This window comes from Pseudoxanthomonas suwonensis, from assembly GCF_000972865.1.
Taxonomy (GTDB): Bacteria; Pseudomonadota; Gammaproteobacteria; order Xanthomonadales; family Xanthomonadaceae; genus Pseudoxanthomonas; species Pseudoxanthomonas suwonensis_B.
Window position 1 is genome coordinate 932,403 of sequence record NZ_CP011144.1, and the last position, 24,688, is coordinate 957,090.

Here is a 24,688-nt window from a genome sequence, read left to right on the forward strand (position 1 = left end):
TCGGCGCGCGCCTGCGCAGCTTGGCGGCACGTTCATCCGGAGTCCGCCATGCCACTCTGCCGGTACGCCTTCGTCCTGTTCTTGTCTTTCGCCGCGGCGGCAGCCTGGGCCGCACCTCCACCGCCGGCTCCCTCCGCGGCGCCGACACTGGCCGCCGCCGCGGACGACCGCAGCGTGCGCGAGGGCGAAGGCGCCCTGCTGCGCCTGCAGGTGCTGCTGGATCGTGCGCGCTTCTCCCCCGGCGAGATCGACGCGATGGCCGGCTCCAACCAGCGGCGCGCGTTGCGCGGCTTCCAGGCCGCGCACGACCTGCCCGTCACCGGCGAGCCGGACGAGGCGACCTGGGAAGCGCTGGAACGCGACACCGCGCCGGTCCTGGACGAGCACACGCTTACCGAGGCCGACATCGCCGGCCCGTATGCCGAATTGCCAAACGACATGCTGGAGAAGGCGCGGCTCGACGCGCTCGGCTACGCGTCGCTGGCCGAAGCGCTCGGCGAACGCTTCCACGCCAGTCCGGAACTGCTGCGCCGGCTCAATCCGGACGCGGATTTCGGACGCGCCGGCAGCGTGCTCAAGGTGCCGGCGGTGCGCGCCGCGCCGCCGGAGGGCAAGGCGGCGCAACTGGTGGTCGACCGCACCGAATCGGTGCTGCGCCTGCTCGACGGCGACGGCCGGATCCTGGCCCAGTATCCCGCCTCCACCGGCAGCGAACGCGATCCACTTCCGGTGGGCGAGTGGAAGATCCTGGCGGTGGTGCGCGATCCCACCTTCCACTACAACCCGGACCTGTTCTGGGACGCCGACCCTACCCATGGCAAGGCCACGCTGGCCCCGGGACCTAACAACCCGGTCGGGCCGGTGTGGATCGACCTGTCCAAGCCGCACTACGGCATCCACGGCACGCCGGAGCCGCGCGGAGTGGGCAAGCGGCAGTCCCACGGCTGCATCCGCCTGACCAACTGGGACGCGCTGGACGTGGCCGCGGCGGTGGATGCGAGCGTGCCGGTGATCCTGCAGGAATGAGCCGCGCCGCCGAGATGCGCAAAGGAGCGGATGGATGAAGCTGCTGCTGGCCCTGATGCTGTGCGTGCTCGCGGCGCTGGGCGTGCTGGTGTTCTTCGGCGCCGACGGCGAGTCGCTGGCGCTGGTCCGGGTTGTGCCGAGCGGGGTCGACGCGGATCCGCCGCCGGTGGACGGGCGCGAGCCGGTCGAAGCGGCGCAGCACGCCACGCCGCCGCCCGCCGCCGTCCGCGCGGCGCCGGCCATCGTCCCTCCAGCGCCGGCCATGCCCGCGCCCGGCACCCAGGCGCACGCCCCGCCGCTGCTGCTGCCGGTGCAGGGTGTCGCCATCGAACAGCTGCAGGACACCTTCACCGACGCGCGCAGCCAGGGCCGCCTCCATGATGCGATCGACATCATGGCGCCGGCCGGCACCCCCGTCCTGGCCGTGGCCGACGGCACCGTCGAGAAGCTGTTCGACAGCGAGCGCGGCGGCCTGACCGTCTACCAGTTCGAGCCGAGCGGACGCCTGGCCTACTACTACGCACACCTGCAGCGCTACGCCGAAGGCCTGCACGAAGGCCAGGCCCTGCGCCGCGGCCAGGTGATCGGCTACGTGGGCGCCACCGGCAACGCCAGCGCCGATGCGCCGCACCTGCACTTCGCGATCTTCGTGCTCGGCCCGGAGCGGCGCTGGTGGGAAGGCACCGCGGTCAATCCGTATCCGGTGCTGCGCGGCGACGCGCCCCTGCCCTGACCCAGAACAGGCTGCGCGCATGGACCGTCGCATTGAATCCGGCCGCCGGCGCTACCATGTCCTTCGAAGTCCCGAACACAGGCATGCCGCCGCCATGGCCACCCGCGCCGACCAGATCCGCGACGCCCTGTCCGTCCTGGAGCCGCTCCACCTCGAAGTGCTCGACGAGAGCCACATGCACAGCCGCGGCACCGAGACCCACTACAAGGCGGTGATCGTCAGCGCCGCGTTCGAGGGCAAGCGCGCGCTGCAGCGGCACCAGGCCGCCTATGCGGCGCTGGGGGGGCTGATGCAGCAGGTCCATGCGCTGGGCCTGCACACCTACACGCCGGCCGAATGGGACACGGGCGCGGACGTACCCGACTCGCCGCGCTGCCGCGGCGGCAGCAAGCACGACGCCAACGGCGTCCGCTGAGCCGGCCGGGACGGTGGAACGCCGCGGCACTCACCGCCTCCCGGTGGTGAACGAGCGCGGAGAGCGGCTGGTGGCCGTGCACCCGCCTGGCGACGCCGCGGCGCAGGCCGCCGCGTTCGCACTGGTCATCGCCCGCCACGAAACGCGCGTGCTGCTGGTCCGCAACGCGCGCCGCGCGGTGTGGGAACTCCCCGGCGGCTGGATCGACGCGGGCGAGCGCGCGGAGGAATGCGCGTTGCGCGAACTGCGCGAAGAGTCCGGCCAGGCCGGCCATGGACTGCGCCCGCTGGCCCACCTGCTTCTCGAACGCCCGCGGCCGGAAGGCGGCGTGCAGGTGCTTGCCGGCCTGCTCTTCGCCGCATCCGTCCATGAGCCGGTCGCGTTCATGCCGACGACGGAGATCTCGGCCGTCGGCTTCTGGGCGGCCGACGAACTGCCCGAGGACATCTCGCCGATCGACGCCGAACTGGTCGCGCGCTACGGCAGGGAGTGAGCGCGGTCGCAACTGCCCGCGCGCAAGGAGCCTTGCTCCGCTGTCACGCCTTGCCGGTCGTACGGGCGGCTGGTGACGCGACCAACGGTGCCGGTGCGACGGCAATCACCCCGTCGCCCGGTGAAGCGCTTCGCCCTTGCCGAATGCCGGCTCGCGCAGGGGCCCGGATAGCACCGTCGTCCCGGCGAACGCCGGGACCCGGTGTCTTTCGAAGTCGCTGAAGGCTTAAAGGCCTTGGGTCCCGTCGTTCGGCGGGACGACGGGCTGGCCGATGAACCCGGACCGGCCTTCAAAGCGCCTTCGCCGCCTCCACCACCTTGTCGGCGGTGATGCCGAAGTACTTGTACAGGTCGCCGGCCGGGGCCGAGGCGCCGAAGCGGTCCAGGCCGACCACCGCCCCGTCCAGGCCGACGTACTTGTGCCAGAAGCCGGTCACGCCCGCCTCCACCGCCACGCGCTTGCGCACGGACTTCGGCAGCACCGACTCGCGGTAGGCCGCGTCCTGGCGGTCGAACACGTCGGTCGACGGCATCGACACCACGCGCGTGCGCAGGCCAGCCGCGTCCAGCACCTGCTTGGCCTCCACCGCCAGCGACAGTTCCGAACCGGTGCCGATCAGGATCACGTCCGGCGCGCCGCCCTCGGCGTCGGCCAGCACGTAGCCGCCGCGCTCGATCAGCTTGACCTGCTCCTCGCTGCGCGGCTGGTGCGGCAGGTTCTGGCGGCTGAACACCAGGCAGCTCGGGCCGTCCTGGCGCACCACCGCCGCCTTCCACGCCACCGCCGACTCGACCGCGTCGCAGGGACGCCACACGTCGTTGTTGGGGATGTAGCGCAGCGTGGCCAGGTGCTCGACCGGCTGGTGGGTCGGGCCGTCCTCGCCCAGGCCGATGGAGTCGTGGGTGTAGACGTGGATCACGTGCGCCGGGATCAGCGCGCTCATCCGCACCGCGTTGCGCGCGTAGTCGGAGAACACCAGGAAGGTCGCGTCGAACGGCAGGAAGCCGCCGTGCAGGGCGATGCCGTTGGCGATCGCGCTCATGCCGAACTCGCGCACGCCATAGTGCACGTAGTTGGCGTCCGGGTCGGCCGCGGTGACCGACTTGCTGGCCTTCCACTGGGTGAGGTTGGACGGGGCCAGGTCGGCCGAACCGCCGACCAGTTCCGGCAACAGCGGGGCAAAGGCCTGGATCGTGTTCTGCGAGGCCTTGCGCGAGGCGATGGTCGGAGCCTCGGCCTGGACCTTGGCGACGAACGCATCGGCCTGCTCCACGAACCCTTCCGGCAGTTCGCCACGCAGCCGGCGCGACAGCTCGGCCGCCGCCTCCGGATGCTGTGCCGCGTAGCGGTCGAACTGCTGCTGCCACTGCGCCTGGCGCTGCTGGCCGGCGTTGCCGCGCCAGCCGTCGTAGATCGCCTGCGGCACCTCGAACGCCGGGTACGGCCAATCCAGCGCCTGGCGCGCGCCTTCCAGTTCGTCCTTGCCCAGCGGCGAGCCGTGCGACTCCTCCTTGCCGGCCTTGTGCGGGGCGCCGAAGCCGATGATGGTCTTGCAGCAGATCAGGCTGGGCTTGTCGTCCACCGCCAGCGCCGCGTCGATCGCGGCCTTGATCGCCTCCGGATCGTGGCCGTCGACACCACGTACCACGTGCCAGCCGTAGGCCTCGAAGCGCGCCGGGGTGTCGTCGGTGAACCAGTCGTGCACCTCGCCGTCGATGGAGATGCCGTTGTCGTCCCAGAACGCGGTCAGCTTGCCCAGGCCCCAGGTGCCGGCCAGCGAAGCGGCCTCGTGGGAGACGCCCTCCATCAGGCAGCCGTCGCCCATGAACACCCAGGTGCGGTGGTCGACGACATCGAAATCGGGACGGTTGTAGCGCTGCGCCAGCAGCTTCTCGGCCAGGGCGAAGCCCACCGCGTTGGCCAGGCCCTGGCCCAGCGGTCCGGTGGTGGTCTCCACGCCCGGGGTCTCGTAGCGCTCGGGATGGCCGGCGGTCTTGCTGTGCAGCTGGCGGAAGCGCTTGAGCTCCTCGATCGGCAGGTCGTAGCCGCTCAGGTGCAGCAGCGCGTAGTGCAGCATCGAACCGTGGCCGTTGGACAGCACGAAGCGGTCGCGGTCGGCCCAGTGCGGATCGGACGGGTTGTGCCGCAGGTAGTCGTTCCACAGCACTTCGGCGATGTCGGCCATGCCCATCGGCATGCCGGGATGGCCGGACTTGGCGGCTTCGACCGCGTCGGCGGCGAGGAAACGGATGGCGTTGGCCAGCTGGCGGCGGGTAGGCGTCGTCATGTGCGGTCGGCGTGGTCTTCAGGGCACCCGCGGCGCTGCGGGCCGCCCATTGTCCCATCCCTTGTCCGCTCCTGTCCCGCCGGACGGACGGAAAAATGCCTCCTGTGCCGTTCCAGGCGCCATTTTCCCCGGGAATGTCCGTCTCTAGGTTTTGGATGTAACGGTTTGGGGCTGGTTCCTGATTCCGGAAGCGAGGCAACGGCAGAAGCAAGGCGGCGGGGGTGGGCGGCTTCGGAAGGGCCCGTCGTGCCCAGGGGGTCTGGCGCATCGCTCCGCTGCGGCGTCCTGCCTCCGAGTCGCGACCGCAGCACATCCCTGTGCTGCTTGCGCCAGACCCCTTGGGCACGACGGCCTCGGGTGGCTTGTAGGTCGTGGCTTCGATCGGACGAGCAACGGCAAAAGCACCCCTCCCCGACCCTCCCCTTCGCCTGCGGCGAAAGGAAGGGGGTAAACCCACGACGGCGCTGCCTTCTGTAGGAGCGGGCATGACCGCGACACGGGCGTCGGAATCACGAGGGTGTCGCCTGGGCCGACGGCGTCGGGTCGCGGTCATGCCCGCTCCTACAAAAAGCTTTGCCCTGCTCATCGCCTGTGAACGGAGCCACGACCCGGAAGCTCCCGGAAGACGTGGCGGGCCGGGAGTATTGCGGCAGCGGCCATGGATGGCCGCGTCGGCGAGTCGGCACATGGATGTGCCGTCGAGACGACCGCAATACTCCCGGCTCGCCGCGGCTCAGCCCGAAGCCGACTACACCCGGCGCTTTTGACCTTGCGGTTGCGGTTGCGGTTGCGGTTGCGGTTGCGGTTGCGGTTGCGGTTGCGGTTGCGGTTGCGGTCAATGCTCGACGAAGAACGCACCATGCAGCGCCGTGGCGACGCTGCCGCGACCCAGGCTGGACTAAACCGGTGCAGCCACCGGCTTCTCGCCCGGCACGTCGTCCATTTCCCGGTGCGCCACCAGCGTGGCCAGGGTCAGGTCGCCGCTGACGTTGAGCGTGGTCCGGCACATGTCCAGGAAATGGTTCACGCCCAGGATCAGGCCGATGCCGATCGGGTCGACACCGACCATCGCGCAGATCAGCGCCACCACCGGCAGCGAGCCCGATGGCACACCGGCAGTGCCGATGCCGCCGAGGATGCACACCAGCATCACCATGAACTGCTGGCCCAGGGTCAGGTCCACGCCGAAGAACTGGGCCAGGAAGATCACCGTCACGCCCTCGAACAGCGCAGTGCCGTTCTGGTTGGCGGTGGCGCCCACGGTCAGCACGAAGCGCGAGACCTTCTGCGGCAGGCCCATCTGGTCGGCCACACGCAACGCCGTCGGCAGGGTCGCGTTGCTGGAGGCGGTGGAGAACGCCATCACCGCCGCTTCCTGGATGTCGCGGAAGAACTTCAGCGGCGAACGCCCGACCATCCGCACCGCGATCGAATAGGTGCCGAACATGTGCAGCGCCAGCGCCAGCACCACCACGCCCACGTACGCCCCCAGCCGCAGCAGCAGGTCGAAGCCGAAGATCGCCGCCAGGTTGAACATGAAGCAGAACACCGCGTACGGCGCCAGGCGGATCACCAGGCCGATCAGGGTCATCGAGATCTCGAAAATGCCCTCGATGCCGCGCTTGAGCGTGGCCACCTTCGCATCGGCAGTCATCACCATGCCAACGCCGAACATCACCGCGAAGAACATCAGCGCCAGGATCGACGCATTGCTCGAGGCGGCGTCGACCACGTTGCTGGGCACGATCGACAGCAGCATGTCCATGCCGCGCGGCTGGGAGTCGACGCTGGCCACGATCTCGCGGCTGCGGTCGGCGTTCTGCACCAGCAGCTGCTGCGCCAGCGCCGGGTCCACGCCGGCGCCCGGCTCGAGCAGGTTCACCAGCACCAGGCCCAGCAGCACCGCGATGCTGGACAGGACCACGGTGTAGGCCAGGGTCTTCCAGCCGATCCGGCCGAGCGCGCGGATGTCGCCCATCTCGGCGATGCCCATCACCAGCGCCGAGAACAGCAGCGGCACGATCAGCATGAAGATCAGGTTGAGGAACAGGCGCGAGGCCGGGGTGGTCACCCAGTTGGTGAATGCCTGCACCCAGGCTGCATCCGCGCCGGCCGTCAGGTGGACCAGCAGCCCCAGCACCAGGCCCAGGCCGAAGCCCAGGCCCATCTTCCACGGCATCGGCCAGGGGCGGCGTGCGGTCGCGGTCATGCGGTGTTTTCCCGGATTCGAAGCAGGCGGCAGCTTAGCAAACCGGCGCGCGGCGCCTCAGCGCGGCGGATACAGTGGCGGCAGCGGCGACGCCTCCCCGCGTGCTGGCGCCTGCCAGCGCGGGCCTTCGCGGAACGCGGCGCGCAGTGCCGCGCGCGCGGCCGCCGGCTCGCCCTCGCCGGCCCACAGCGCGCGTCGCATGGCTTCCAGCGCCTGCCGCTGCGCCGGATCCTGCAACCGCGCGATCACCTCGTCGAGGTCCGCCGCCGGCGGCGAGGCCATCCGCTGCAGCAGGCGCACCGCCTCGTCGAACGTGCCCGCGTCGAGCGTGCGCCGCAGGTCGGGCACGGTCGGCCGCGCCGCCGCATGCGACGCGGACGGACCTGCCGCCGCCGCGCTCCGGCGCGCGCGCCGCGACCAAAGCAGCCCGGCCAGGGTGGCCAGCCACAGCAGCGCGAACACCGCCGCCAGCCACAGCCACAGTCGCGGCGACGCCGCACCGGGCACCGGGACCGGATCGGGCGCCAGCGCATCGGCGGAAGCCGATGCGGGAGCAGGCGACGGATTGTCCCCCACGCCGGGCGCGGCATCGGCCGCGGCTGCGGCGACCTCCAGCTGCAGGTCGGGCAAGGCCGCCACCTGCGGCCGGCCGGCGGCGGTATCCCACCACCACATCCGCGGCCCTGGCACGCGCAGCGCGCCGGCCTGCAGCGGCACCACCGAGAAGCGGCGCACCACGGTCACCTGCGGGCCGCCGTCGACGAACCGCTCGGTGCTCTCGGCGCGTTCTGCGAACACCTGCGCGCCGTCCACCTGCGGCGCCGGGATCTCCGGGAACTGCGCCGCGGTCGCGCCCTGCGCCACCGCTTCCACCACGATCTCCACCGCCGCGCCGGCGCGCGCCTGCGAGGGCTCGGCCTGGTAGCGCAGGCGCAGGTCGCGCAGCGGCAGCCACGGCTGCGGCGCGCCATCGGGCTGGGCGCGCACCTGCAGCAACTGCGCCGCACCATCGGCCGACAGGCGGCGGTCGGTGCCGAAGAAATCGTCGAAGAAGCCGCCTGCGCCCTGGCCGCGGAAACGCGGCGCCGGCACCTCCAGCGGTCCGCTGCGCTCGGGCACCAGCAGGTAGCGGCGCTCGACCACCCGGTAGCGGCGGCCGCCGATCTCGCGGCTGCTCTGCACGTCCTCGCCGGTGCGCTGCAGCGAGGCGCCATCCGGCGCGTCCTGGGTCAGTTCGCCCGAGAGCAGCGGCGTGGCGTAGTGCAGCCGGACGGTGAGGCCGACGCTCTGCTGCACGTAGGGCGAGGGATCGTCCACCCGCGATTCGAGGAACACGTCGCCGCGCGGCACCGCTGCCGGCGCGCGCGCCGACACGCTCAGCTTCAGCGGCGCGGTGCGCTCGCTGCCGACCCTGACCGCCGGCACGTCCAGCGCGCCCTCACGGCGCGGGGTCAGGGCCACGCCGAACAGGGTCCGGTTGCCGCCGGTGCTGCTGCGGTAGGGCGGACCGAGCTCGAAGTCGGCCTGCAGTGGCGTGTAGTCCGGTGCGGCGCCGGGCTGGTCGGTCTCGATGTTGAGGGTCACCGCCTCGCCCGGCGCGACCACGTTGCGGTCCAGCCAGGCGCGGGTCTCGGCGTGCGCCGGCAGCGCAGCGGCCAGGCAGGCAAGCAGCAGCCACAGCACCCGCGCCATCCGTTCCCCGGCCGCCCCACGTGTACGACGCGCGCCAGGAAGGGTCCGGACAAACCCCGCCATCCGCGCGGACGCGGGAAGCGTTTTTTCCACAGCCGAATGGCTGGTCAGCGGGTGCCTTCGAGTTGGCTGCGGCAGGGGTGGATCGAAGTCACTGGATCCCCGCCTGCGCGGGGACGACGGGTGAGTGGGGGCACGGCGGTGCGGACGTGGCGACGCAAGCACCGACTCATCCACACCACCCCTGGAAAACATGCCGTTCGCGCTCATCGTCCTTCCCGCTGGCGGCGTTCGTGTTCGAGCCGGAACTTGGCGCGCAGCAGCCCGCCCGGATCGTCCGGCACCCGCCGCAGCCAGGCTTCGCGCGCCTGCCGCTGTTCCCGCGCCTGCGCATCCTCGCCGGCGTCGCGCGCCTGCTGTTCCTGCGGCTGCTCTTCCTCCTGGCCCTGCAGCGCACGCTGCATGCGCTCGCGCTGTTCGCGGTCGGCCTGCTCCTGGCGCTCGCGCGCCTGCGCGTCCTCGGGCTGCGGCGGATCGCCGGCCTGCGACGACGGCTGGCGCGTATCCGGCCGACCGGGCTCCTGCTGCGGATTTTCGCCTTCGCCCGACGAGGACGGGTCCTGCGCCGGCGAGGATGGCGTGTCCTGGCCGTCCTGCGAATCCTGTTGGCCGCTTCCATCCCGGTTCCGCGGGTCCTGCGGGCCCTGCCCGCCCTGCGGCGGTTGCCGCTGGCGCGCGGCTTCGACCACCTTGCGGTTGGCGATGGCGTCCTCCATGCCGGGCGCCTGCTGCAGCGCGCGGTCGTAGGCTTCGATCGCCTCGTCGTAGCGCCCCTGGCGGGCCAGCGCGTTGCCGAGGTTGTACTGGGCCTCGGCGCCGCGCGCGCCGGCACCGGCGAACGCCTGCTCGGCCGCGGCGAAATCGCCCTCGCGGTAGGCATCCACGCCCTGCTCGATGCGCTGCTGCGCCTGCTGGTCGGCGCGTCGCCACCAGCCGCCCTCGGCGTCGGCCGCCCGCGCCGGCGCGGGCAGCGACAGCAGCAGCGCCAGCGGCAACGCGGCCAGCACGCCGGCGCCGCGGCGGAACGCCAGCGCGGCCAGCAGCAGCAGGGGCGGCAGCAGCCAGTAGCCCTGGTCCAACCAGACGCGCTGTCCGCCGCCGCGTTCGGCGGCGACCTCGGCTGCCGGATCGAGCACGCCCAGCGCGCGCAGGTCGGCATCGTCCACGCCCAGTTTTACGTAACGCCCACCGCCGGCGCCGGCCAGCGCGCGCAGCGAGGCTTCGTCGAGGCGGACCGGCTGCGCCATGCCGGCGCGGTCCTGGTACTCCGCACCGGCCGCGCTGCCCAGCCCCAGCACCGAGATGCGGTAGCCCTGCCCGGCCACCGCCGCGGCGATGTTCCTTGCCGCCGCGTCGGCGTGGCCGGTGACCAGCAGGATGTCGCCGCGCTCGAAGCCGGCCTGGTGCAGCAGGGTGGCCGCGTGGGTGATCGCGCGCTCCGGGCGGTGGCCGTCCACCGGCATCACGTCCGGCGCTAGCGCGTCGAGGAACAGGGCGATGTTGCCGGCATCGGCGGTGAGCGGGGCGACCGTGTACGCGTCCTCGGCCCAGGCGACCAGCCCGACCTCGCCACCCTGGCGCTCGCGCAGCAGCGTGGCGATCTTGGCCCGGGCCTGGGCCAGGCGCGTGGGCGCCATGTCCGGCGCGAGGATCGAGGACGACAGGTCCAGCGCCACCACCAGCGGTGCGCGCGACTCCCAGTGCGGACGCTCCTCCTGGCGCCAGCCCGGTCCGGCGAGGGCGACGACCGCCAGCGTCCAGGCCAGCGCGACGCCAGCCAGGCGCAGTCCGCCGCGGCCGCGCGCGGGCTCGAGCAGGTGCGGCAGCAGGTGCGGATCGACCGCGTCGCGCCAGCCCTGCCGGCGCCGGCGGCGCCACAGCAGCCACAGCAGCGGCAACGCCAGCAGCGCCCACAGCCAGAGCGGACGCAGGAAGTGCAGTTCCGGCCACTGCAGCCAGTGCGGCAGCCAGGCACTCATGCGGCTTGCCTCCGCGCGCCGGTCCGCGCCAGCGGAAACGCCACGATCGCCAGCACCAGCGCAGCGGCCAGCGGCCACGGATAGCGCTCGATCCGCGGCCGCACCGGCGCGGCGGCCACCGCCACCGGTTCCAGCCGGTCGAGTTCGGCATAGATGCCGGCCAGCTGGCCGGTGTCACGGGCGCGGAAGAAGCGGCCGCCGGTCATCTCCGCGACCTTGCGCAGGGTGTCCTCGTCCACTTCTTCGCCGCCCTGGATCGGGACCGGGATGCCGAACAGCGAGAACGCCGCACCGCCGCCACCGAAGGCGATGGTGTGCACGCGGACGCCTTCGGCGGCGGCCAGTTCGGCGGCCTTGACCGGATCGAGCACGCCGGCGGTGTTGACGCCGTCGGTGAGCAGGATCAGCACGCGCTGGCCCTCGGGTTGTTCGCGCAGGCGCTTGACCGCCAGGCCGATCGCATCGCCCAGCGCGGTCTCGCGCCCGGCCAGGCCGGCGACGCTGTCGCGCAGCTGCAGGCGCACCGAATCGCGGTCCAGGGTGAGCGGGGTGAGCATGTAGGCGCGCTGGCCGAACACCAGCAGGCCGACGCGGTCACCGGCGCGGCGGCCGAGGAAGTCGGCGATCACCGCCTTGGCCGCGGTCAGCCGGTCCACCGGCCGGCCGCCGAGTTCCATGTCGTTCTCGCTCATGCTGCCGGACAGGTCGACCGCCAGCAGCATCTGCCGCGCCTCGCGCGGCGGGACCTGCGCCTGGCCCAGCTGCTGCGGGCGCGCGGCGGCGGCGCACAGCAGCACCCAGGCCAGCACCGGCAGCAGCCATGCGCCGCGGATGCCGTCGATGCCGCCATCGGCCACGCCGTCCAGGCGCGCACCCCAGGGCACGCGCAGGGCCGGCGCGCTGCTGCGCCGTGCCGGCAGCAGCAGCCGCACCAGCAGTGGCAGCGGCAGCAGCGCCCAGGCCCACGGCCAGGCGAAACCGGCGAAGCCTTCCTGCCACGCTGTCCACCACGCGCTCATCGCCGCCCTTCCATCAGTTCGAGGAAGCGCGCGCGCGCCAATGCCTGCGCGGCGGCGAACTCGTCCGGGTCGAGTTGCGGACGGAAGCCGCCCTCGAGCAGCACGCGGCCCGCACCCGCGCTGAAGGCGCTGCCTCGGCCGCCGTCCAGGAACTGCAGCCATGCCGGGCCCTGCAACAGTTCGGCGCCGGCCTGTCGCCGCCGCGCCGCCCGGCGCAGCAGGGCCGACATCGCCGCCAGGCGCTCGGGCAAGGTTCCGTGCGCGCTGCCGGCATCGAACCAGCGCGCCCAGCGGCGGCGGCGCGCGCGGCGCCATGCGCGCCAACCCGCCCAGGCCAGCAGCGCCAGCGCGACCGCCGCGCCCAGCCACCACCAGCCGGGCGCCGGGGGCCACCAGGACGGCGACGACGGCAGGTGCACGTCGCGCAGCGGCAGGCGGGTCGGATCCATGCGCGCTCCCTCAACCCGCCGCCGTCGACCGGGTGGCGCCGGCCGCGTCTTCCGCGGCGGTCGCCGCATCCTGCGGACGCAGCCAGTCGCTGGAATCGGCATCGCTCGACAGCAGCCGCACCTGCCAGCCCAGCGCGGGCAGCGTGCGCGACAGTTCCTGCGCCGGGGCCACGAACGCGTCGTTCCAGTGCTCGCGCACACGGGGGCGATCCAGCGCCAGCTGCAGGCGCCGCGCGCCAGCGCGGAACGCGAGCTCGTGTCGCGGCGGCGCGGTTTCCAGCGGATCCTGCAGCAGCACCAGCGTGGCCTGGTGGTGGCGCGCCAGCGCGGTCCAGCGCAACGCCGGCACCTGCACCGCGCTGGCCGCGTCGGCCAGCACCAGCAGCTGCGCGCCGGGGCGCAGCAGGCGCTGGGCATGTTCGAGCGCGACTTCCAGCCCGGCGTCGTCCTGCGGCGGCCTCGCGTACCAGCGCGCCAGCGCATCGAGCACGCGCATCGCTCCGCGCAGCCCGGTGGCCGGCGGGATCGCCGGCTCGCCGCCGCGCAGTGCGGCGATCCGGTCGCCGGCTTTCAGCGCCGACCACACCGCCACCGCGCCGGCGCGCGCCGCCTGCACCGACTTGAAGCGCACGCGCGTGCCGAAGTACAGCGCCGGCGCGGTATCGGCGACCAGCAGGGTCAGCCGCTCGCGCTCGGCCTGGAACAGCTTGGTATGGGCGCGACCGCTGCGCGCGGTCAGCCGCCAGTCCATCCGGCGCACGTCGTCGCCAATCGTGTATTCGCGGGATTCGGCGTATTCCATGCCACGGCCGCGCAGGTGGGACGGTGCCGGGCCATGCACACCATGCCGGCCGCGGCGCGGCTGCGGCGCGCGCTGCACCTGGGCGCGCAACGCGACCAGTTCGGCCAGGGTCGGCACGATGCCTTCCTGCGCGGCATCGGCCACGGCGGTCGCCGGGCCGCGCGCGGTCACGGCGGCGGCACCCGGTCCAGCAGCGCGGCGACCAGGCGGTCGCCGTCCCAGCCCTCGGCCAGTGCCTCATAGCTGGGCAGCACGCGGTGGCGGAGCACATCGGGCGCCACCGCGCGCACGTCGTCGGGAGTCACGAAATCGCGTCCGGCCAGCCAGGCACGGGCGCGGGCGCAGCGCTCCAGCGCGATCGAGCCGCGCGGGCTGGCACCCCAGGCGATGCGCCGCGCGAGCGCGGCGTCGTAGCGGCCGGCTTCGCGCGAGGCCAGCACCAGTTCGACCAGGTAGCGCTCCAGCGCCGGCGCCACGTGCAGGTCCAGGACCTGTTCGCGCGCGGCGAAGACCTGGGCCTGCGGCATCCGCTCGGCCGGTACCGACGGCGCGTGCAGGGTCTGCCGCGCACGCTCGCGCGCCAGCCTGAGGATCTCGGTTTCCACGCCCGCGTCGGGATAGCCGATGCGCACGTGCATCAGGAAGCGGTCCAGTTGCGCCTCCGGCAGCGGGAAGGTGCCTTCCTGCTCGATCGGGTTCTGGGTGGCCATCACCAGAAACAGCGGCGGCAGCGCGTAGGTGTGGCGGCCGACGGTGACCTGGCGCTCGCCCATCGCCTCCAGCAGCGCGGACTGGACCTTGGCCGGGGCGCGATTGATCTCGTCGGCCAGCAGCAGCGGGTGGAACACCGGGCCGGGCTGGAACTCGAAGCGGCCTTCCTGCGGGCGCCAGACCTCGGTGCCGGTCAGGTCGGCCGGCAACAGGTCCGGGGTGAACTGGACCCGGGCGAAATCCGCCTCCAGGTGCGCGGCCAGGGTGCGGATCGCGGTGGTCTTGGCCAGGCCGGGCGCGCCCTCGACCAGCAGGTGGCCGTCGGCCAGCAGGGCGATGAGCAGACGCTCGACCAGCGCTGCCTGGCCGACGATGGCGGCGGCGAGGTTCTCGCGCAGGGCGCCGAAGGCGGCGTGCAGGTCGCCGGCGGCGGGCTCGGGGGCAGTGGGGGTCTGGGGAGGCTGGGTATCCATGGCGGCATTCTGACCCATGGGCGGATGCCGAGTTCCCTGCCCGGATGAACGGCGGCCGGAAAAGCCGACGGGGCCCGCAGGCCCCGTCGTTTGTCGTGCGATTGCAGCCGCCGGTCGGGGCTCAGGCCCGCTTCTCGACCCGCATCACCTTCGGGGTCAGGAAGATCAGCAGCTCGGCCTTCTCCTTGCTGCGGCTCTTCTTCTTGAACAGCGCGCCGAGGAACGGCACGTCGCCCAGGAACGGCACCTTGGACACGCTGTTGGCGTCGGTGAACTCGTACACACCGCCGATCACCACGGTCTGGCCGTCGTCGACCAGCACCGCGGTATTGATCTCGCGGGTGGCGATCTCCGGGACCTGGCCGATGCTGGTGTCGATGTAGCGCAGCACCTCGTCCTTGGTGACGTGGACGGCCATGAATACACGGTCGTCACTGGTGATCGTCGGGGTGACCTTCAGCTCCAGGACGACGTCCTTGAACTGCACGTTCGGGGTGACCGCGCCCGTGGTGCCACCACCGGTCAGGGTCACGTAACCGACCTCGCGGCCCTGGCGGATGACCGCTTCGCGCTGGTTGGAGGTGACCACGCGCGGATTGGACAGCACCTCGCCGCGGCCTTCCTGCTGCAGGGCGGACAGCTCGATGTCGATTGCGAAGTTGGCGCCCAGCAGGGTGTAGGCCAGCGCGCCGACATTGACGCCGTTGGCGGTGGTCGCCGGCAGGTTGAAATTCAGGCCGCCCGGGATCTCGTACTCGTTGTTCTCGATGATGTTGGTGTTGTTCTCGAGCGAGCCGCTGATCACCCGGTAGTTGTTGCCGATCTCGCGACCCTGGATGCCGAAGCGCGCGCCCAGATCGCGGGCGAAGCTGTCGGTGGCGATGACAATGCGGCTCTCGATCAGCACCTGGTCGACCGGGCGATCGATCACGTTGATCAGTTCGCGCATCTGCGCGACCTTCTTCGGAATGTCGCTGATCATCAGGGTGTTGGTGCGCTCGTCGGCAACGATACGACCACGCTGCGTGAGGAAGCCGTTCTCCTGCTCACCGCCACCACCGCCGCCGCCGCCCTGGCCACCGATGCCCCTGGCCTCGGTCAGTGCCTTGAAGATGGCCGCGGCGCTGTGGTAGTTCACCTGGATGTAGTCGGTAATCAGGTCGACGCGGTTCTCCAGGTCGATGCGCGCGTCTTCCCTGGCCTTCTCGAACGCGGCCAGTTCCGGCTGCGGCGCGACCCAGATCACGCTGCCATCGCGACGCTTGTCCAGGCCCTTGGCGCGCAGGACGATGTCCATCGCCTGGTCCCAGGGCACGTTGACCAGGCGCAGGGTCACGTTGCCCTGCACCGTGTCCGAGGCGACGATGTTCAGGTTGGACTCTTCGGCGATCAGCTGCAGGACCGTGCGCACCGGCACGTCCTGGAAGTTGAAGGTCACCGGGCGCCCGGAATAGCCCTGCTTGCCGGCCTGTGCCTGGGCGCGGGCGACGGTCCCGGCGTTGACCGCACCGAGGGCCGCGGTCGCGCGCGGCGAGATCTCGACCACGTATTCGTTGCCGGTCTGGTAGGCCAGCGACTCGTAGGCGCCGCGGGTGCTCAGCACCAGCTGGGTGCCGCCGGCATACGGCTTGGCGTCGATGCGCTGCACCGGCGTGGCGAAGTCGACCACGTTGAGCGAACGCTGCAGCTCGGCCGGCAGGGTGGCGTTGGCCACGTCCACCACCACGCTGCCGTCCTGGTTGCGCAGGTCGGGGGCCACGCCCTCGCCCTCGAAGCGCAGGACCAGCCGGCCCGCGCCGCCGTCACCGCGCTTGAAGTCGACATGCGACAGCTTCGACTGGGCGGTCGCTGCGGACTGCGTTCCGGGCGGTGCCGCGCTCGCGGCAAGGCAAGGCATGGTCAGGGCCAGCGCGAGCCCCAGGCCGCAGGCCCGGATGATCGCCGGGCGCCGCTGGGTGCGCAGGCTCTGGGCATTGGAAAAGGTCATCGTGCTATCCCCTAATCATTGATCTTCGAGCGCGATGGAGGCCGGACGTTCCAGCCAACCGCCCGCACCATCGGGCACCAGTTCAACCAGTTCGATCCTGTCTTCCCGCACCGAGGTCACGCGACCGTCGCTCTGCCCCAGGTAGGCGCCGGGACGGATCCGGTGGGTGACGCGGTCCGGCGCCATCACCAGCGCGATCAGCCCGCTGCCGGTACCGATCGTGCCGACCATGTCCAGGCTGTCCAGCGGGTACTGCTCGAGCGGTTCCTTGCGCCGGTTGGGATCCGGGCGCAGGCCCGCGCCGCCGTCCGGGTTGTTCCAGGCGTCGCTGAACGGATCGCGCATGTCCTGGGCGGCGTATTCGAAGGTCTCGAACTGCTGCATCACCGGCAGCGGATCCAGCGGCGGCGCAGGACGCGCGCGCACATCCGCCACCCACTTCTCCAGGTTCGGCGCGTCGCCAGGCGTGCTGCTCACGCTGCGTCCGCACGCGCCCAGTGCCAGCACCAGGAACGATGCTGCGAGCCAGCGCACCGCGAGGGCGCTACGGTTCCGGTCCATGCTCATGCGCCGCCTCCCGTGCCCGCGCCACCTTGTGACGCCTTCTCCTGCTCGGCGATCTCCAGTTCGTCCAGATAACGGTAGGTCTTCACCGTACCGGACAGTTCCAGCGCCCCGCCCCGGGTGATGGGCCCGCCGCCCTTCGGCTGCAGCTGGATGTCGTGCATGGTCAGGATCACCACGCGTGGCAGCGAGGCCACGCCGCTGACGAAGGCGCCGAACTGGTGGTAGTTGCCGACCATGCGCAGCGCGATCGGCTTCTCGGCGTAGAACTCCTTGGGCGTTTCCGGACCGGGCTGGAACAGCTCGTTGGCCAGGCCGCTGGACAGCGCGGTCTGTGAGATGTCGATGATCAGGTCCGGCATCTCGGTCTTGCTGGGCAGCTGCCGCAACATCTGCTGCAGGACCTGCTCCATCTGCGCCAGCTGCTGGCGCAGCGGCTCGAGGTTGGCGGCCTTGCCCTGTTCGTCCTCGAACTGCCTGCGCAGCGTGGATTCCTGGCTCTCCAGCCCGCGCAGCTCATCGACCTTGCCGCGGATCGACAGCAGGTAGGCCATGATCAGGATGAACGCCGCCAGCAGCACGCAGAAGACGATCTTCGCCTGCTGCGGCCAGCCACCGATGTTGTTGAAGTCCAGGTCGCTGAGTTTGACTTTCTTCTTCTGGCTCATGACGCCGGCCTCCCCTCGGTCTGCTGCGCGGCCGGTTGCTGCTGTTCAGGCTGGGAAGGTGCAGGTTCGGCCGATTCCACCGCCGGCGTGGCAGCCGGGGCCCCCTCCGGCGCGGCCTGTTCCGGTACGGAAGCCGCTGCCGCTTCCGCCTCCGCTGCGGCAGGGTCGATCGCCGGCACCACGCCTTCCGCGGTGGCCGCGCTCGGATTGGCCAGCTGCACCTTCAGGCTGAAGGTATAGGGCAACACGCGGCTGGCGCTGGTCGGCGCGGGCGCGTTCCTGTCGCCCCTCTTGACCTCGATGATCGACAGGTCCGGCTTGGTCATCCAGCCCGACACTTCCAGGTTGCGCATGTAGGCGCTGACCCGGGCGTTGGATTGCGCGTTGCCCTGCAGGGTCAGCACGTCGCCTTCCTGCTTGATCGAGTTCAGGGTCACGCCATCGGGGATGGTGCGCACCAGCGAATCGAACAGGTGCACCATCTGCGAGCGGTTGGCCTGCAGTTCCTCGATCACCTTCTTGCGCGCCAGCAGTCGGTCCTTCTTGGCGTCGAGTTCCTTGATCTCCTCGTTCTGCAGCTTGACCTTGGCGATCTCGGTCTGCAGGAACGCGTTGCGCTCGTGCTGGCCACTGATCTGCCGGTCGAAGTAGAACCAGACCAGGAAAGAAAGCAGCACGCCCGCGAGTGCGGCCAGGCCCAGCATCCCCTGGAACTCGCGCTGGCGCTGCTTGCGGCGTTCGGCGCGCCACGGCAGAAGATTGATCCGTGCCATCAGTCGAAGCTCCTCAGGGCCAGGCCGGTGGCGATCATCAGCGCCGGCGCGTCCTGGGCCAGGGCGTGCGCCTGCACGCGCGGGCCGAGGGTCATCTGCGCCAGCGGGTTGGCGACCTGGGTCGGCACGCCCAGCTGTTCCTCCACCATCTCCGGCAGGCCGGCGATGGAGGCGCAACCGCCGGCGAGCACGATGTGGTCGACCCGGTTGAACTCGCTGCCGGCGTAGAAGAACTGCAGCAGGCGGCTGATCTGCTGGACGGTGGCTTCCTTGAACGGCTCCAGCACCTCGACCTCGTAGGTCTCGGGCAGGCCGCCCTGGCGCTTGGCCTGGCCGGCTTCCTCGTAGGTCAGGCCATAGCGGCGCATGACCTCGTCGGTGAGCTGCTTGCCGCCGAACACCTGCTCGCGGCTGTACAGGCTGCGGCCGCCACGCAGGACGTTCAGGGTGGTCATGGTCGCGCCGATGTCGACCAGGGCGACCACGCCGTCGCGGCCCACCGGCAGCTCGTCGGCGATCAGGGCGAAGGCGTTCTCGACCGCGAAGGCCTCCACGTCCATCACCTTGGCGGCCAGGCCGCCCAGCTCCAGCGCCGACTCGCGCAGCTCCACGTTCTCCGAACGCGAAGCCGCCAGCAGCACCTGGACCATCTCCGGGTTGCTGGGCATCGGCCCGAGCACCTCGAAGTCGAGGTTCACTTCCTCGATCGGGTACGGGATGTAGTTGACCGCCTCGAGCTCGACCTGGGCTTCCATGTCGTTCTCGTCCAGCTCGGACGGCATCGGGATGATCTTGGTGATCACCGCCGAGCCGGCCACCGCTGCGGCGGCGTTCCTGGCCTTGGTGCCGGACCGGTTGACGGCGCGGCGAATGGCTTCGCCCACCGCCTCGACCTCGACGATGTTCTTCTCGACCACCGCGTTGGGCGGCAACGGCTCGACCGCGTAATGCTCCACGCGGTAGCGGTTGCCGCTGCGCGACAGCTGCAGCAGCTTGACCGCAGTCGAGCTGATGTCGACGCCGATCAGCGGCGACGTACTTTTCGGGATGAGCCCCACGGTTTCTCCCCTGCCGACGGGCACTTGGCTGAACTACCTGTGCCCGCGCATTAGATAACGGTTTTTTCAGGCTTGGCAACACCCCCATGTGCAGGCTGGGATGCCTGTCACGGGTGGCCTTGGCCTTCGCCCCCTTACTTGTCCCCCGGACACCCCCTGCCAATGTCCTTGGCTCATCTATACTCTGCGGCCGCGAAATCTGCAATCGGACCCCTCCTCGATGCCCCGTCTCCGCCGCCTGCTGCGCTGGGCGCTGATCGCCTCCGCAGGCCTGGCCCTGCTCGCCGCCATCGGCCTGGGAACCCTCTACGTCGTGCTTTCCTCGCGCCTGCCGGAGGTCGAGTCGCTGCGCGAGGTCGAGCTGCAGGAGCCGCTGTACGTCTATACGGCCGACGGCCGGCTGATGGCCGTTTTCGGCGAGAACCGCCGTTACCCGGTCGCCATCGGGGAGGTCCCCGAGCGCCTGCGCCAGGCCTTCATCGCCATCGAGGACGCCCGTTTCTACGAGCACGGCGGGGTCGACTACAAGGGTGTGTCCCGGGCGATCTGGCTGCTGGCCACCACCGACGACAAGCGCGTCCCCGGCGGCTCGACCATCACCCAGCAGGTCGCCCGCCAGTTCTTCCTGAGCTCCGAGTACAGCTACCAGCGCAAGCTGGCCGAGATGCTGCTGGCGATGAAGATGGAGCGGGCGCTGAGCAAGGACGAGATCCTGGCCCTGTACCTCAACAAGAGCTTCTTCGGCAACCGCGCCTATGGCGTGGCCGCCGCGGCCGAGTACTACTACGGCAAGAAGCTGGACGAGCTGAGCCTGGACGAGATGGCCTCGCTGGCCGGCATCCCCAAGTTCCCATCCAGCGGCAACCCGATCAGCAACCCCGAGCGCGCCAAGATCCGCCGCGACTACATCCTCGACCGCATGGCCGAGCTGCGCTTCGTCAGCGCGGCCGAGGCCGCCGCGGCCAAGGCGGTGCCGATGCACGCCACTCCGCACGAGCCGCCGGTCGAGGTGTCCGCGCCGTACCTGGCCGAAATGGTCCGCCAGGAAATGATCGCCCGCTACGGGCCCGAGGCGGTCACCCGTGGCTACCACGTGACCACCACCATCCTGTCGGAGCTGCAGGCGGCGGCGGACAAGGCAGTGCGCGACGGCCTGCACCTGTACGACCACCGCCACGGCTGGCACGGGGTAGAGCGCCAGGCCGAGGTGGCCGCCGACGCCGACGATGCCACCCTGGCCAAGGCCCTGGCCGGGACCTCGTCGCAGGGCCCGCTGCTGCCGGCGTTGGTCGCCGGTACCGCCGCCGACGGCAGCGCCCGGGTCGTGCTGGCCAACGGCGCCAGCGTCACCCTGCCCGCGGCCGCCTCGCGCTGGACCGGCAAGAGCCCGGCCGCCCTGCTCAAGCGCGGCGACGTGGTCCGGGTCCGGCGCGGCGAGAAGGAGGGCGAGTACCTGCTAGACCAGGTTCCGCGCGGCCAGGCCGCGCTGGTCTCGCTGGACGCCGACAGCGGCGCGTTGCGCGCGCTGGTCGGCGGCTACAGCTTCGCCGGCAACATGTTCAACCGCGCCACCCAGGCGCGGCGCCAGCCCGGCTCCAGCTTCAAGCCCTTCATCTATGCGGCATCGTTCGAGAAGGGCTTCAACCCGGCCTCGATCGTGCTCGACGCCCCGGTCGTGTTCCGCGACCGCCGCGGCAACACCTGGGCGCCGCAGAACGACGGCGGCGGCTTCCGCGGACCGATGCGACTGCGCGAGGCGCTGGTGCAATCGCGCAACCTGGTGTCGGTGCGCATGCTGGACGCGATCGGGGTCAACTTCGCCCGCACCTACATTGCCCAGTTCGGCTTCGACGAGGCCGAGCTGCCGCCCAACCTGTCGATGTCGCTGGGCACCGCCTCGCTGACCCCGCTGTCGGTCGCCCGCGGCTACGCGGTGTTCGCCAACGGCGGCTCGCGGGTGGATCCCTGGTTCATCGACGAGGTGCGCGACCGCAGCGGCCAGGTGCTGTTCAAGGAGACCCCCGCGGTGGCGTGCCGCAGCTGCGGCGGCTTCGCCGGCTCCACGGGCACGGCGACCACTCCGCAGGTCGTGGACGGCTTCAACTTCGGCGCGCCGGCGCCCGCGCCGGCCGCAACCCCGGCAGCCTCCCCGGCGGAGACCACCACCGCCATCCTGCCGGCCGCGCCGGTCCCGGCCGGCAAGGTCGCGCCGCGCGCGATCGACGAGCGCACCGCCTACCAGCTGGTGTCGATGATGCGCGACGTGGTCCAGCGCGGCACCGGCACCGCGGCCAAGGTGCTCGGGCGCGAGGACGTCGGCGGCAAGACCGGCTCGACCAACGACCACCGCGACGCCTGGTTCTCCGGCTTCGGCGGCCCCCTGGCGACCACGGTCTGGGTCGGCCGCGACGACTTCCGCTCGCTGGGCTACCGCGAGTACGGCGGCCGCGCCGCGCTGCCGATCTGGATCGACTACATGCGGGTGGCGCTCGAGGGCCAGCCGATCGCGGCCAACGAGCCACCGGCCGGCATGGTCAAGGTCTACGTCGACGGCAGCGGCCGCATGTCCACCGAAGGCGGCGGCCTGGCCGAGTACGTGAAGGTCGAAGACCTGGACCGCATGCGCAACAACCTCGACTTCCTCGGCCCCGAGCAGGACGACGAGGGCGCGTTCGACATCTTCTGAGCCCGGCCGTTTCCGGGCCCGGCGCGGGGTGATTGACCGCTCACGCCGATGCGCTACATTCGCTTCCGGGTCCACCCGGGAGTGCCGCCATGCACCGCGCCCGCCAGCATGCCGAGACGCGGACCCGGGAGAGGCGGCGGCGCCTGGCCCATGAGGCCGCCCGGCTGATGGCCGAGGGCGGCATCCGCGACTTCCACCAGGCCAAGCTCAAGGCCGCCGCCCGCCTGGGCATCCACGACGACGCTTCGCTGCCGCGCAACCGCGAGATCGAGGAGGCGCTGCGCGAGTACCAGCGCCTGTTCCTGGGCGACAGCCAGTCGCGTGCGCTGCGGCAGCGGCGCGAGGCCGCGGCGCGGGCGCTGGAGTTCCTGGCCGGCTTCGAGCCGCGCCTGGTCGGGCCGGTGCTGGAAGGCACCGCCGACGCCACCTCGCCGGTGCTGCTGCACGCCTACACCGACGACGCCGAGGCGGTGGCGCGCTTCCTCGACGGGCACGGCATCCCGGCCGAGTCGCGCACGCGCCAGCTGCGCCTGGACCGCGAGCGCCGGGCCGACCTGCCGGTATGGGTGTTCAGCGCCGAGGACCTGGCCTTCGACGTGACCGTGCTGCCGCTGCAGGCGCTGCGCCAGGCGCCGCTGTCGGCGGTGGACGAGCGGCCGATGCGCCGCGCCTCGCTGGCGCAGCTGCGGCAGCTGCTGGCCGAGGACGAGATCGCCGGCTACGAAGGCTCCTTGTAGGAGCCGACTTCAGTCGGCGACACGGGCGTCGGAAACATGGGGACGACGCCTGTGCCGACGGCGTCGTGTCGCCGGCTGAAGCCAGCTCCTACAGAACAGCAACGGCACCACGCCCGCGGCTTTCACGCCTTGCTTGCAGGAGCCGACGGCAGTCGGCGACGCGGTGCCGGAAACATGGGGACGTCGCGCCGTGCAGGCAGCGCCCTGTCGCCGCAAGGCCGGTTCCTGCAAGGGAAGTGGACGGGCACCAAAAAAGGAAACGCCCCGCGCAGGCGGGGCGTTTCCTTCGTATCGGCAGCGGTACCGCGCCTCAGCGCTGGTCGATGCCGCGGTAGTCGCGCACGTCGTAGCCGGTGTAGATCTGGCGCGGGCGGCCGATCTTGGCTTCCGGGTCGACCTGCTGCTCCAGCCAGTGCGCCACCCAGCCGGCGGTGCGGCCGATGGCAAACATCACCGTGAACATCTCGGTCGGGATCTTCAGCGCCTTGTAGATGATGCCGCTGTAGAAGTCGACGTTCGGGTAGAGCTTGCGCTGGATGAAGTACTCGTCCTTCAGCGCCGCCTCTTCCAGCTTCATCGCCACTTCCAGCAGCGGGTCGTTCACCCCCAGCTCGCCCAGCACCTTGTGGGTCATCTCGCGGATGATCTTGGCGCGCGGGTCGAAGTTCTTGTAGACCCGGTGACCGAAGCCCATCAGGCGGAAGCCCGACTCCTTGTCCTTGGCCTTGGCAATGGCAGACTCGACCTTGTCCGGGGTGCCGATCTCCTCGAGCATCTTCAGCACCGCCTCGTTGGCGCCGCCGTGCGCCGGGCCCCACAGCGCGGTGATGCCGGCCGCAATACACGCGTACGGGTTCGCGCCGGTCGAGCCGACCAGGCGCACGGTCGAGGTCGAGGCGTTCTGCTCGTGGTCGGCGTGCAGGATGAACAGCAGGTCCAGCGCCTTGGCCACCACCGGGTTCAGTTCCAGCGGCTCGCTCGGCACCTCGAACATCATGTGCAGGAAGCGGCTGACGTAGTCCAGGTTGTTGCGCGGATAGCGCGACGGCCAGCCGATCGAATAGCGGTAGCAGGCGGCGGCCAGGGTCGGCACCTTGGCGATCAGGCGGATCGCGGCCTGGCGGCGCTGTTCCGGATCGTTGAGGTCCAGGGTGTCGTGGTAGAACGCCGACAGCGAGGCCACGGTGCCGGCCAGCATGGCCATCGGGTGCGCGTCGTAGTTGAAGCCCTGAAGAAAGTTCTTCAGCGACTCGTGCATCATCGTGTGGTGCGTGACCTCGTGTTCGAACTTGTCGAACTCGGTCCTGCTCGGCAGCTCGCCGTTCATCAGCAGGTAGGCCACCTCGAGGAAGGTCGACTGATTGGCCAGCTGCTCGATCGGGTAGCCCCGGTACAGCAGCACGCCGTTGTCGCCGTCGATGTAGGTGATGGCCGACTTGCAGCTGGCCGTGGCGGTGAAACCGGAATCGTAGGTGAAAAGCCCGGTTTCCTTGGTCAGCTTCGAAATGTCGATGCAGTCGTTGCCCAGGGTCGGTTTAAGCACCGGCAGGGCCACCGACTTGTCGCCGGCATTCAACGTGACCTGGTCGAGATTGGACACGGTGTGCGCTCCTCTGTGGGGTAGGCGTCGCACGTCGCGCGGTTGCGCTCGATGCGGTTGCGAGGGAGTCCGCGGCCGTGGCCGCGAAGCCCCGGAATTATCGCATACCCCACCGTCCAGAATCCCTCGGACAGAAGTCGTAGTGCCGTGCGAGCGCCGCGCACGACGAAATGGCCGCGCAAAGCGCGGCCGGCGTGCACGACAGAACAACCGCGGATTCGCGGTCAACGCGCATGACAGAACGGCACAGAAGAACGGCCGCGCAAG

The 24,688-nt window shown here is 71.1% G+C and carries 20 protein-coding genes; 6 read left to right on the top strand and 14 right to left on the bottom strand.

Annotation, left to right across the window (positions count from 1 at the left end):
- Positions 1-48: 48 nt before the first annotated feature.
- From WQ53_RS04095 to WQ53_RS04110, 4 genes are all read left to right on the top strand, one after another.
- Positions 49-1,026, top strand: coding sequence for a L,D-transpeptidase family protein (locus WQ53_RS04095; protein ID WP_052630666.1), 978 nt, complete (start codon positions 49-51; stop codon positions 1,024-1,026).
- A 34-nt stretch (positions 1,027-1,060) separates the two neighbouring features.
- Positions 1,061-1,759: a M23 family metallopeptidase gene (locus WQ53_RS04100; RefSeq protein WP_052630668.1), complete on the top strand. Its 699-nt coding sequence runs from the start codon at positions 1,061-1,063 to the stop codon at positions 1,757-1,759.
- Between the two features lie 94 nt (positions 1,760-1,853).
- The gene (locus WQ53_RS04105) at positions 1,854-2,174 is read left to right on the top strand and encodes a BolA family protein (RefSeq protein WP_052630670.1); all 321 of its coding nucleotides are present in this window, start codon (positions 1,854-1,856) and stop codon (positions 2,172-2,174) included.
- Between the two features lie 46 nt (positions 2,175-2,220).
- Complete coding sequence (locus tag WQ53_RS04110; RefSeq protein WP_158497807.1) at positions 2,221-2,667, top strand: NUDIX domain-containing protein; 447 nt, start codon at positions 2,221-2,223, stop codon at positions 2,665-2,667.
- A gap of 289 nt (positions 2,668-2,956) precedes the next feature.
- Here the strand turns inward: WQ53_RS04110 and tkt are convergent, their stop codons facing one another.
- From tkt to WQ53_RS04175, 13 genes are all read right to left on the bottom strand, one after another.
- Positions 2,957-4,954, bottom strand: a complete 1,998-nt coding sequence (gene tkt / locus WQ53_RS04115; RefSeq protein ID WP_052630674.1) for a transketolase — start codon at positions 4,952-4,954, stop codon at positions 2,957-2,959.
- Positions 4,955-5,852: 898 nt separating this feature from the next.
- A complete protein-coding gene (locus WQ53_RS04120) occupies positions 5,853-7,163 on the bottom strand; it encodes a dicarboxylate/amino acid:cation symporter (RefSeq protein ID WP_052630675.1) in 1,311 nt (436 codons plus the stop codon).
- Positions 7,164-7,220: 57 nt separating this feature from the next.
- The gene (locus WQ53_RS04125) at positions 7,221-8,855 is read right to left on the bottom strand and encodes a BatD family protein (RefSeq protein ID WP_236685901.1); all 1,635 of its coding nucleotides are present in this window, start codon (positions 8,853-8,855) and stop codon (positions 7,221-7,223) included.
- A 266-nt stretch (positions 8,856-9,121) separates the two neighbouring features.
- Entirely contained in the window at positions 9,122-10,894 is a 1,773-nt protein-coding gene (locus WQ53_RS04130; protein WP_052630679.1) for a VWA domain-containing protein, read from the bottom strand.
- Positions 10,891-11,913, bottom strand: coding sequence for a vWA domain-containing protein (locus tag WQ53_RS04135; RefSeq protein WP_052630684.1), 1,023 nt, complete (start codon positions 11,911-11,913; stop codon positions 10,891-10,893). Before WQ53_RS04135 ends, WQ53_RS04130 begins: the two co-directional genes overlap by 4 nt.
- Positions 11,910-12,362, bottom strand: a complete 453-nt coding sequence (locus WQ53_RS04140; RefSeq protein WP_052630686.1) for a DUF4381 family protein — start codon at positions 12,360-12,362, stop codon at positions 11,910-11,912. The genes WQ53_RS04135 and WQ53_RS04140 overlap by 4 nt, the downstream gene beginning before the upstream one ends.
- A 10-nt stretch (positions 12,363-12,372) precedes the next feature.
- Positions 12,373-13,335: a DUF58 domain-containing protein gene (locus WQ53_RS04145; protein WP_052630688.1), complete on the bottom strand. Its 963-nt coding sequence runs from the start codon at positions 13,333-13,335 to the stop codon at positions 12,373-12,375.
- Positions 13,332-14,348, bottom strand: a complete 1,017-nt coding sequence (locus WQ53_RS04150; RefSeq protein WP_052630690.1) for an AAA family ATPase — start codon at positions 14,346-14,348, stop codon at positions 13,332-13,334. The genes WQ53_RS04145 and WQ53_RS04150 overlap by 4 nt, the downstream gene beginning before the upstream one ends.
- Before the next feature lie 121 nt (positions 14,349-14,469).
- Entirely contained in the window at positions 14,470-16,335 is a 1,866-nt protein-coding gene (locus tag WQ53_RS04155; RefSeq protein ID WP_052630693.1) for a type IV pilus secretin PilQ, read from the bottom strand.
- 15 nt (positions 16,336-16,350) lie between these two features.
- Positions 16,351-16,896: a pilus assembly protein PilP gene (locus WQ53_RS04160; protein ID WP_052630695.1), complete on the bottom strand. Its 546-nt coding sequence runs from the start codon at positions 16,894-16,896 to the stop codon at positions 16,351-16,353.
- A gap of 2 nt (positions 16,897-16,898) precedes the next feature.
- Positions 16,899-17,567 (bottom strand): type 4a pilus biogenesis protein PilO, encoded by a 669-nt coding sequence (locus WQ53_RS04165; protein ID WP_052630697.1) that lies wholly within the window; start codon positions 17,565-17,567, stop codon positions 16,899-16,901.
- The gene (locus WQ53_RS04170) at positions 17,564-18,340 is read right to left on the bottom strand and encodes a PilN domain-containing protein (protein WP_052630699.1); all 777 of its coding nucleotides are present in this window, start codon (positions 18,338-18,340) and stop codon (positions 17,564-17,566) included. The genes WQ53_RS04165 and WQ53_RS04170 overlap by 4 nt, the downstream gene beginning before the upstream one ends.
- Entirely contained in the window at positions 18,340-19,398 is a 1,059-nt protein-coding gene (locus tag WQ53_RS04175) for a pilus assembly protein PilM (protein WP_052630701.1), read from the bottom strand. The genes WQ53_RS04170 and WQ53_RS04175 overlap by 1 nt, the downstream gene beginning before the upstream one ends.
- A 220-nt stretch (positions 19,399-19,618) precedes the next feature.
- On the opposite strand from WQ53_RS04175, the gene WQ53_RS04180 reads away from it, so the two are divergent.
- Positions 19,619-22,084 (top strand): penicillin-binding protein 1A, encoded by a 2,466-nt coding sequence (locus WQ53_RS04180; protein ID WP_052630703.1) that lies wholly within the window; start codon positions 19,619-19,621, stop codon positions 22,082-22,084.
- 89 nt (positions 22,085-22,173) lie between these two features.
- The gene (locus WQ53_RS04185; RefSeq protein WP_052630705.1) at positions 22,174-22,821 is read left to right on the top strand and encodes a hypothetical protein; all 648 of its coding nucleotides are present in this window, start codon (positions 22,174-22,176) and stop codon (positions 22,819-22,821) included.
- A 310-nt stretch (positions 22,822-23,131) separates the two neighbouring features.
- Here WQ53_RS04185 and WQ53_RS04190 read toward each other — a convergent pair whose 3' ends face one another.
- Entirely contained in the window at positions 23,132-24,421 is a 1,290-nt protein-coding gene (locus WQ53_RS04190; RefSeq protein WP_052630707.1) for a citrate synthase, read from the bottom strand.
- Positions 24,422-24,688 lie beyond the last annotated feature (267 nt).

What these genes read in the sequence shown, in the direction of transcription:
- WQ53_RS04095 (WP_052630666.1), top strand. Translation starts at nt 49, where the DNA reads ATGCCACTCTGCCGGTACGCCTTCGTCCTGTTCTTGTCTTTCGCCGCG.
- WQ53_RS04160 (WP_052630695.1), bottom strand. Translation starts at nt 16,896, where the DNA reads ATGGACCGGAACCGTAGCGCCCTCGCGGTGCGCTGGCTCGCAGCATCG.
- WQ53_RS04130 (WP_052630679.1), bottom strand. Translation starts at nt 10,894, where the DNA reads ATGAGTGCCTGGCTGCCGCACTGGCTGCAGTGGCCGGAACTGCACTTC.
- WQ53_RS04180 (WP_052630703.1), top strand. Translation starts at nt 19,619, where the DNA reads ATGCCCCGTCTCCGCCGCCTGCTGCGCTGGGCGCTGATCGCCTCCGCA.
- WQ53_RS04125 (WP_236685901.1), bottom strand. Translation starts at nt 8,855, where the DNA reads ATGGCGCGGGTGCTGTGGCTGCTGCTTGCCTGCCTGGCCGCTGCGCTG.
- WQ53_RS04105 (WP_052630670.1), top strand. Translation starts at nt 1,854, where the DNA reads ATGGCCACCCGCGCCGACCAGATCCGCGACGCCCTGTCCGTCCTGGAG.
- WQ53_RS04165 (WP_052630697.1), bottom strand. Translation starts at nt 17,567, where the DNA reads ATGAGCCAGAAGAAGAAAGTCAAACTCAGCGACCTGGACTTCAACAAC.
- WQ53_RS04150 (WP_052630690.1), bottom strand. Translation starts at nt 14,348, where the DNA reads ATGGATACCCAGCCTCCCCAGACCCCCACTGCCCCCGAGCCCGCCGCC.
- WQ53_RS04140 (WP_052630686.1), bottom strand. Translation starts at nt 12,362, where the DNA reads ATGGATCCGACCCGCCTGCCGCTGCGCGACGTGCACCTGCCGTCGTCG.
- WQ53_RS04100 (WP_052630668.1), top strand. Translation starts at nt 1,061, where the DNA reads ATGAAGCTGCTGCTGGCCCTGATGCTGTGCGTGCTCGCGGCGCTGGGC.
- WQ53_RS04155 (WP_052630693.1), bottom strand. Translation starts at nt 16,335, where the DNA reads ATGACCTTTTCCAATGCCCAGAGCCTGCGCACCCAGCGGCGCCCGGCG.
- WQ53_RS04120 (WP_052630675.1), bottom strand. Translation starts at nt 7,163, where the DNA reads ATGACCGCGACCGCACGCCGCCCCTGGCCGATGCCGTGGAAGATGGGC.
- tkt (WP_052630674.1), bottom strand. Translation starts at nt 4,954, where the DNA reads ATGACGACGCCTACCCGCCGCCAGCTGGCCAACGCCATCCGTTTCCTC.
- WQ53_RS04135 (WP_052630684.1), bottom strand. Translation starts at nt 11,913, where the DNA reads ATGAGCGCGTGGTGGACAGCGTGGCAGGAAGGCTTCGCCGGTTTCGCC.
- WQ53_RS04185 (WP_052630705.1), top strand. Translation starts at nt 22,174, where the DNA reads ATGCACCGCGCCCGCCAGCATGCCGAGACGCGGACCCGGGAGAGGCGG.
- WQ53_RS04170 (WP_052630699.1), bottom strand. Translation starts at nt 18,340, where the DNA reads ATGGCACGGATCAATCTTCTGCCGTGGCGCGCCGAACGCCGCAAGCAG.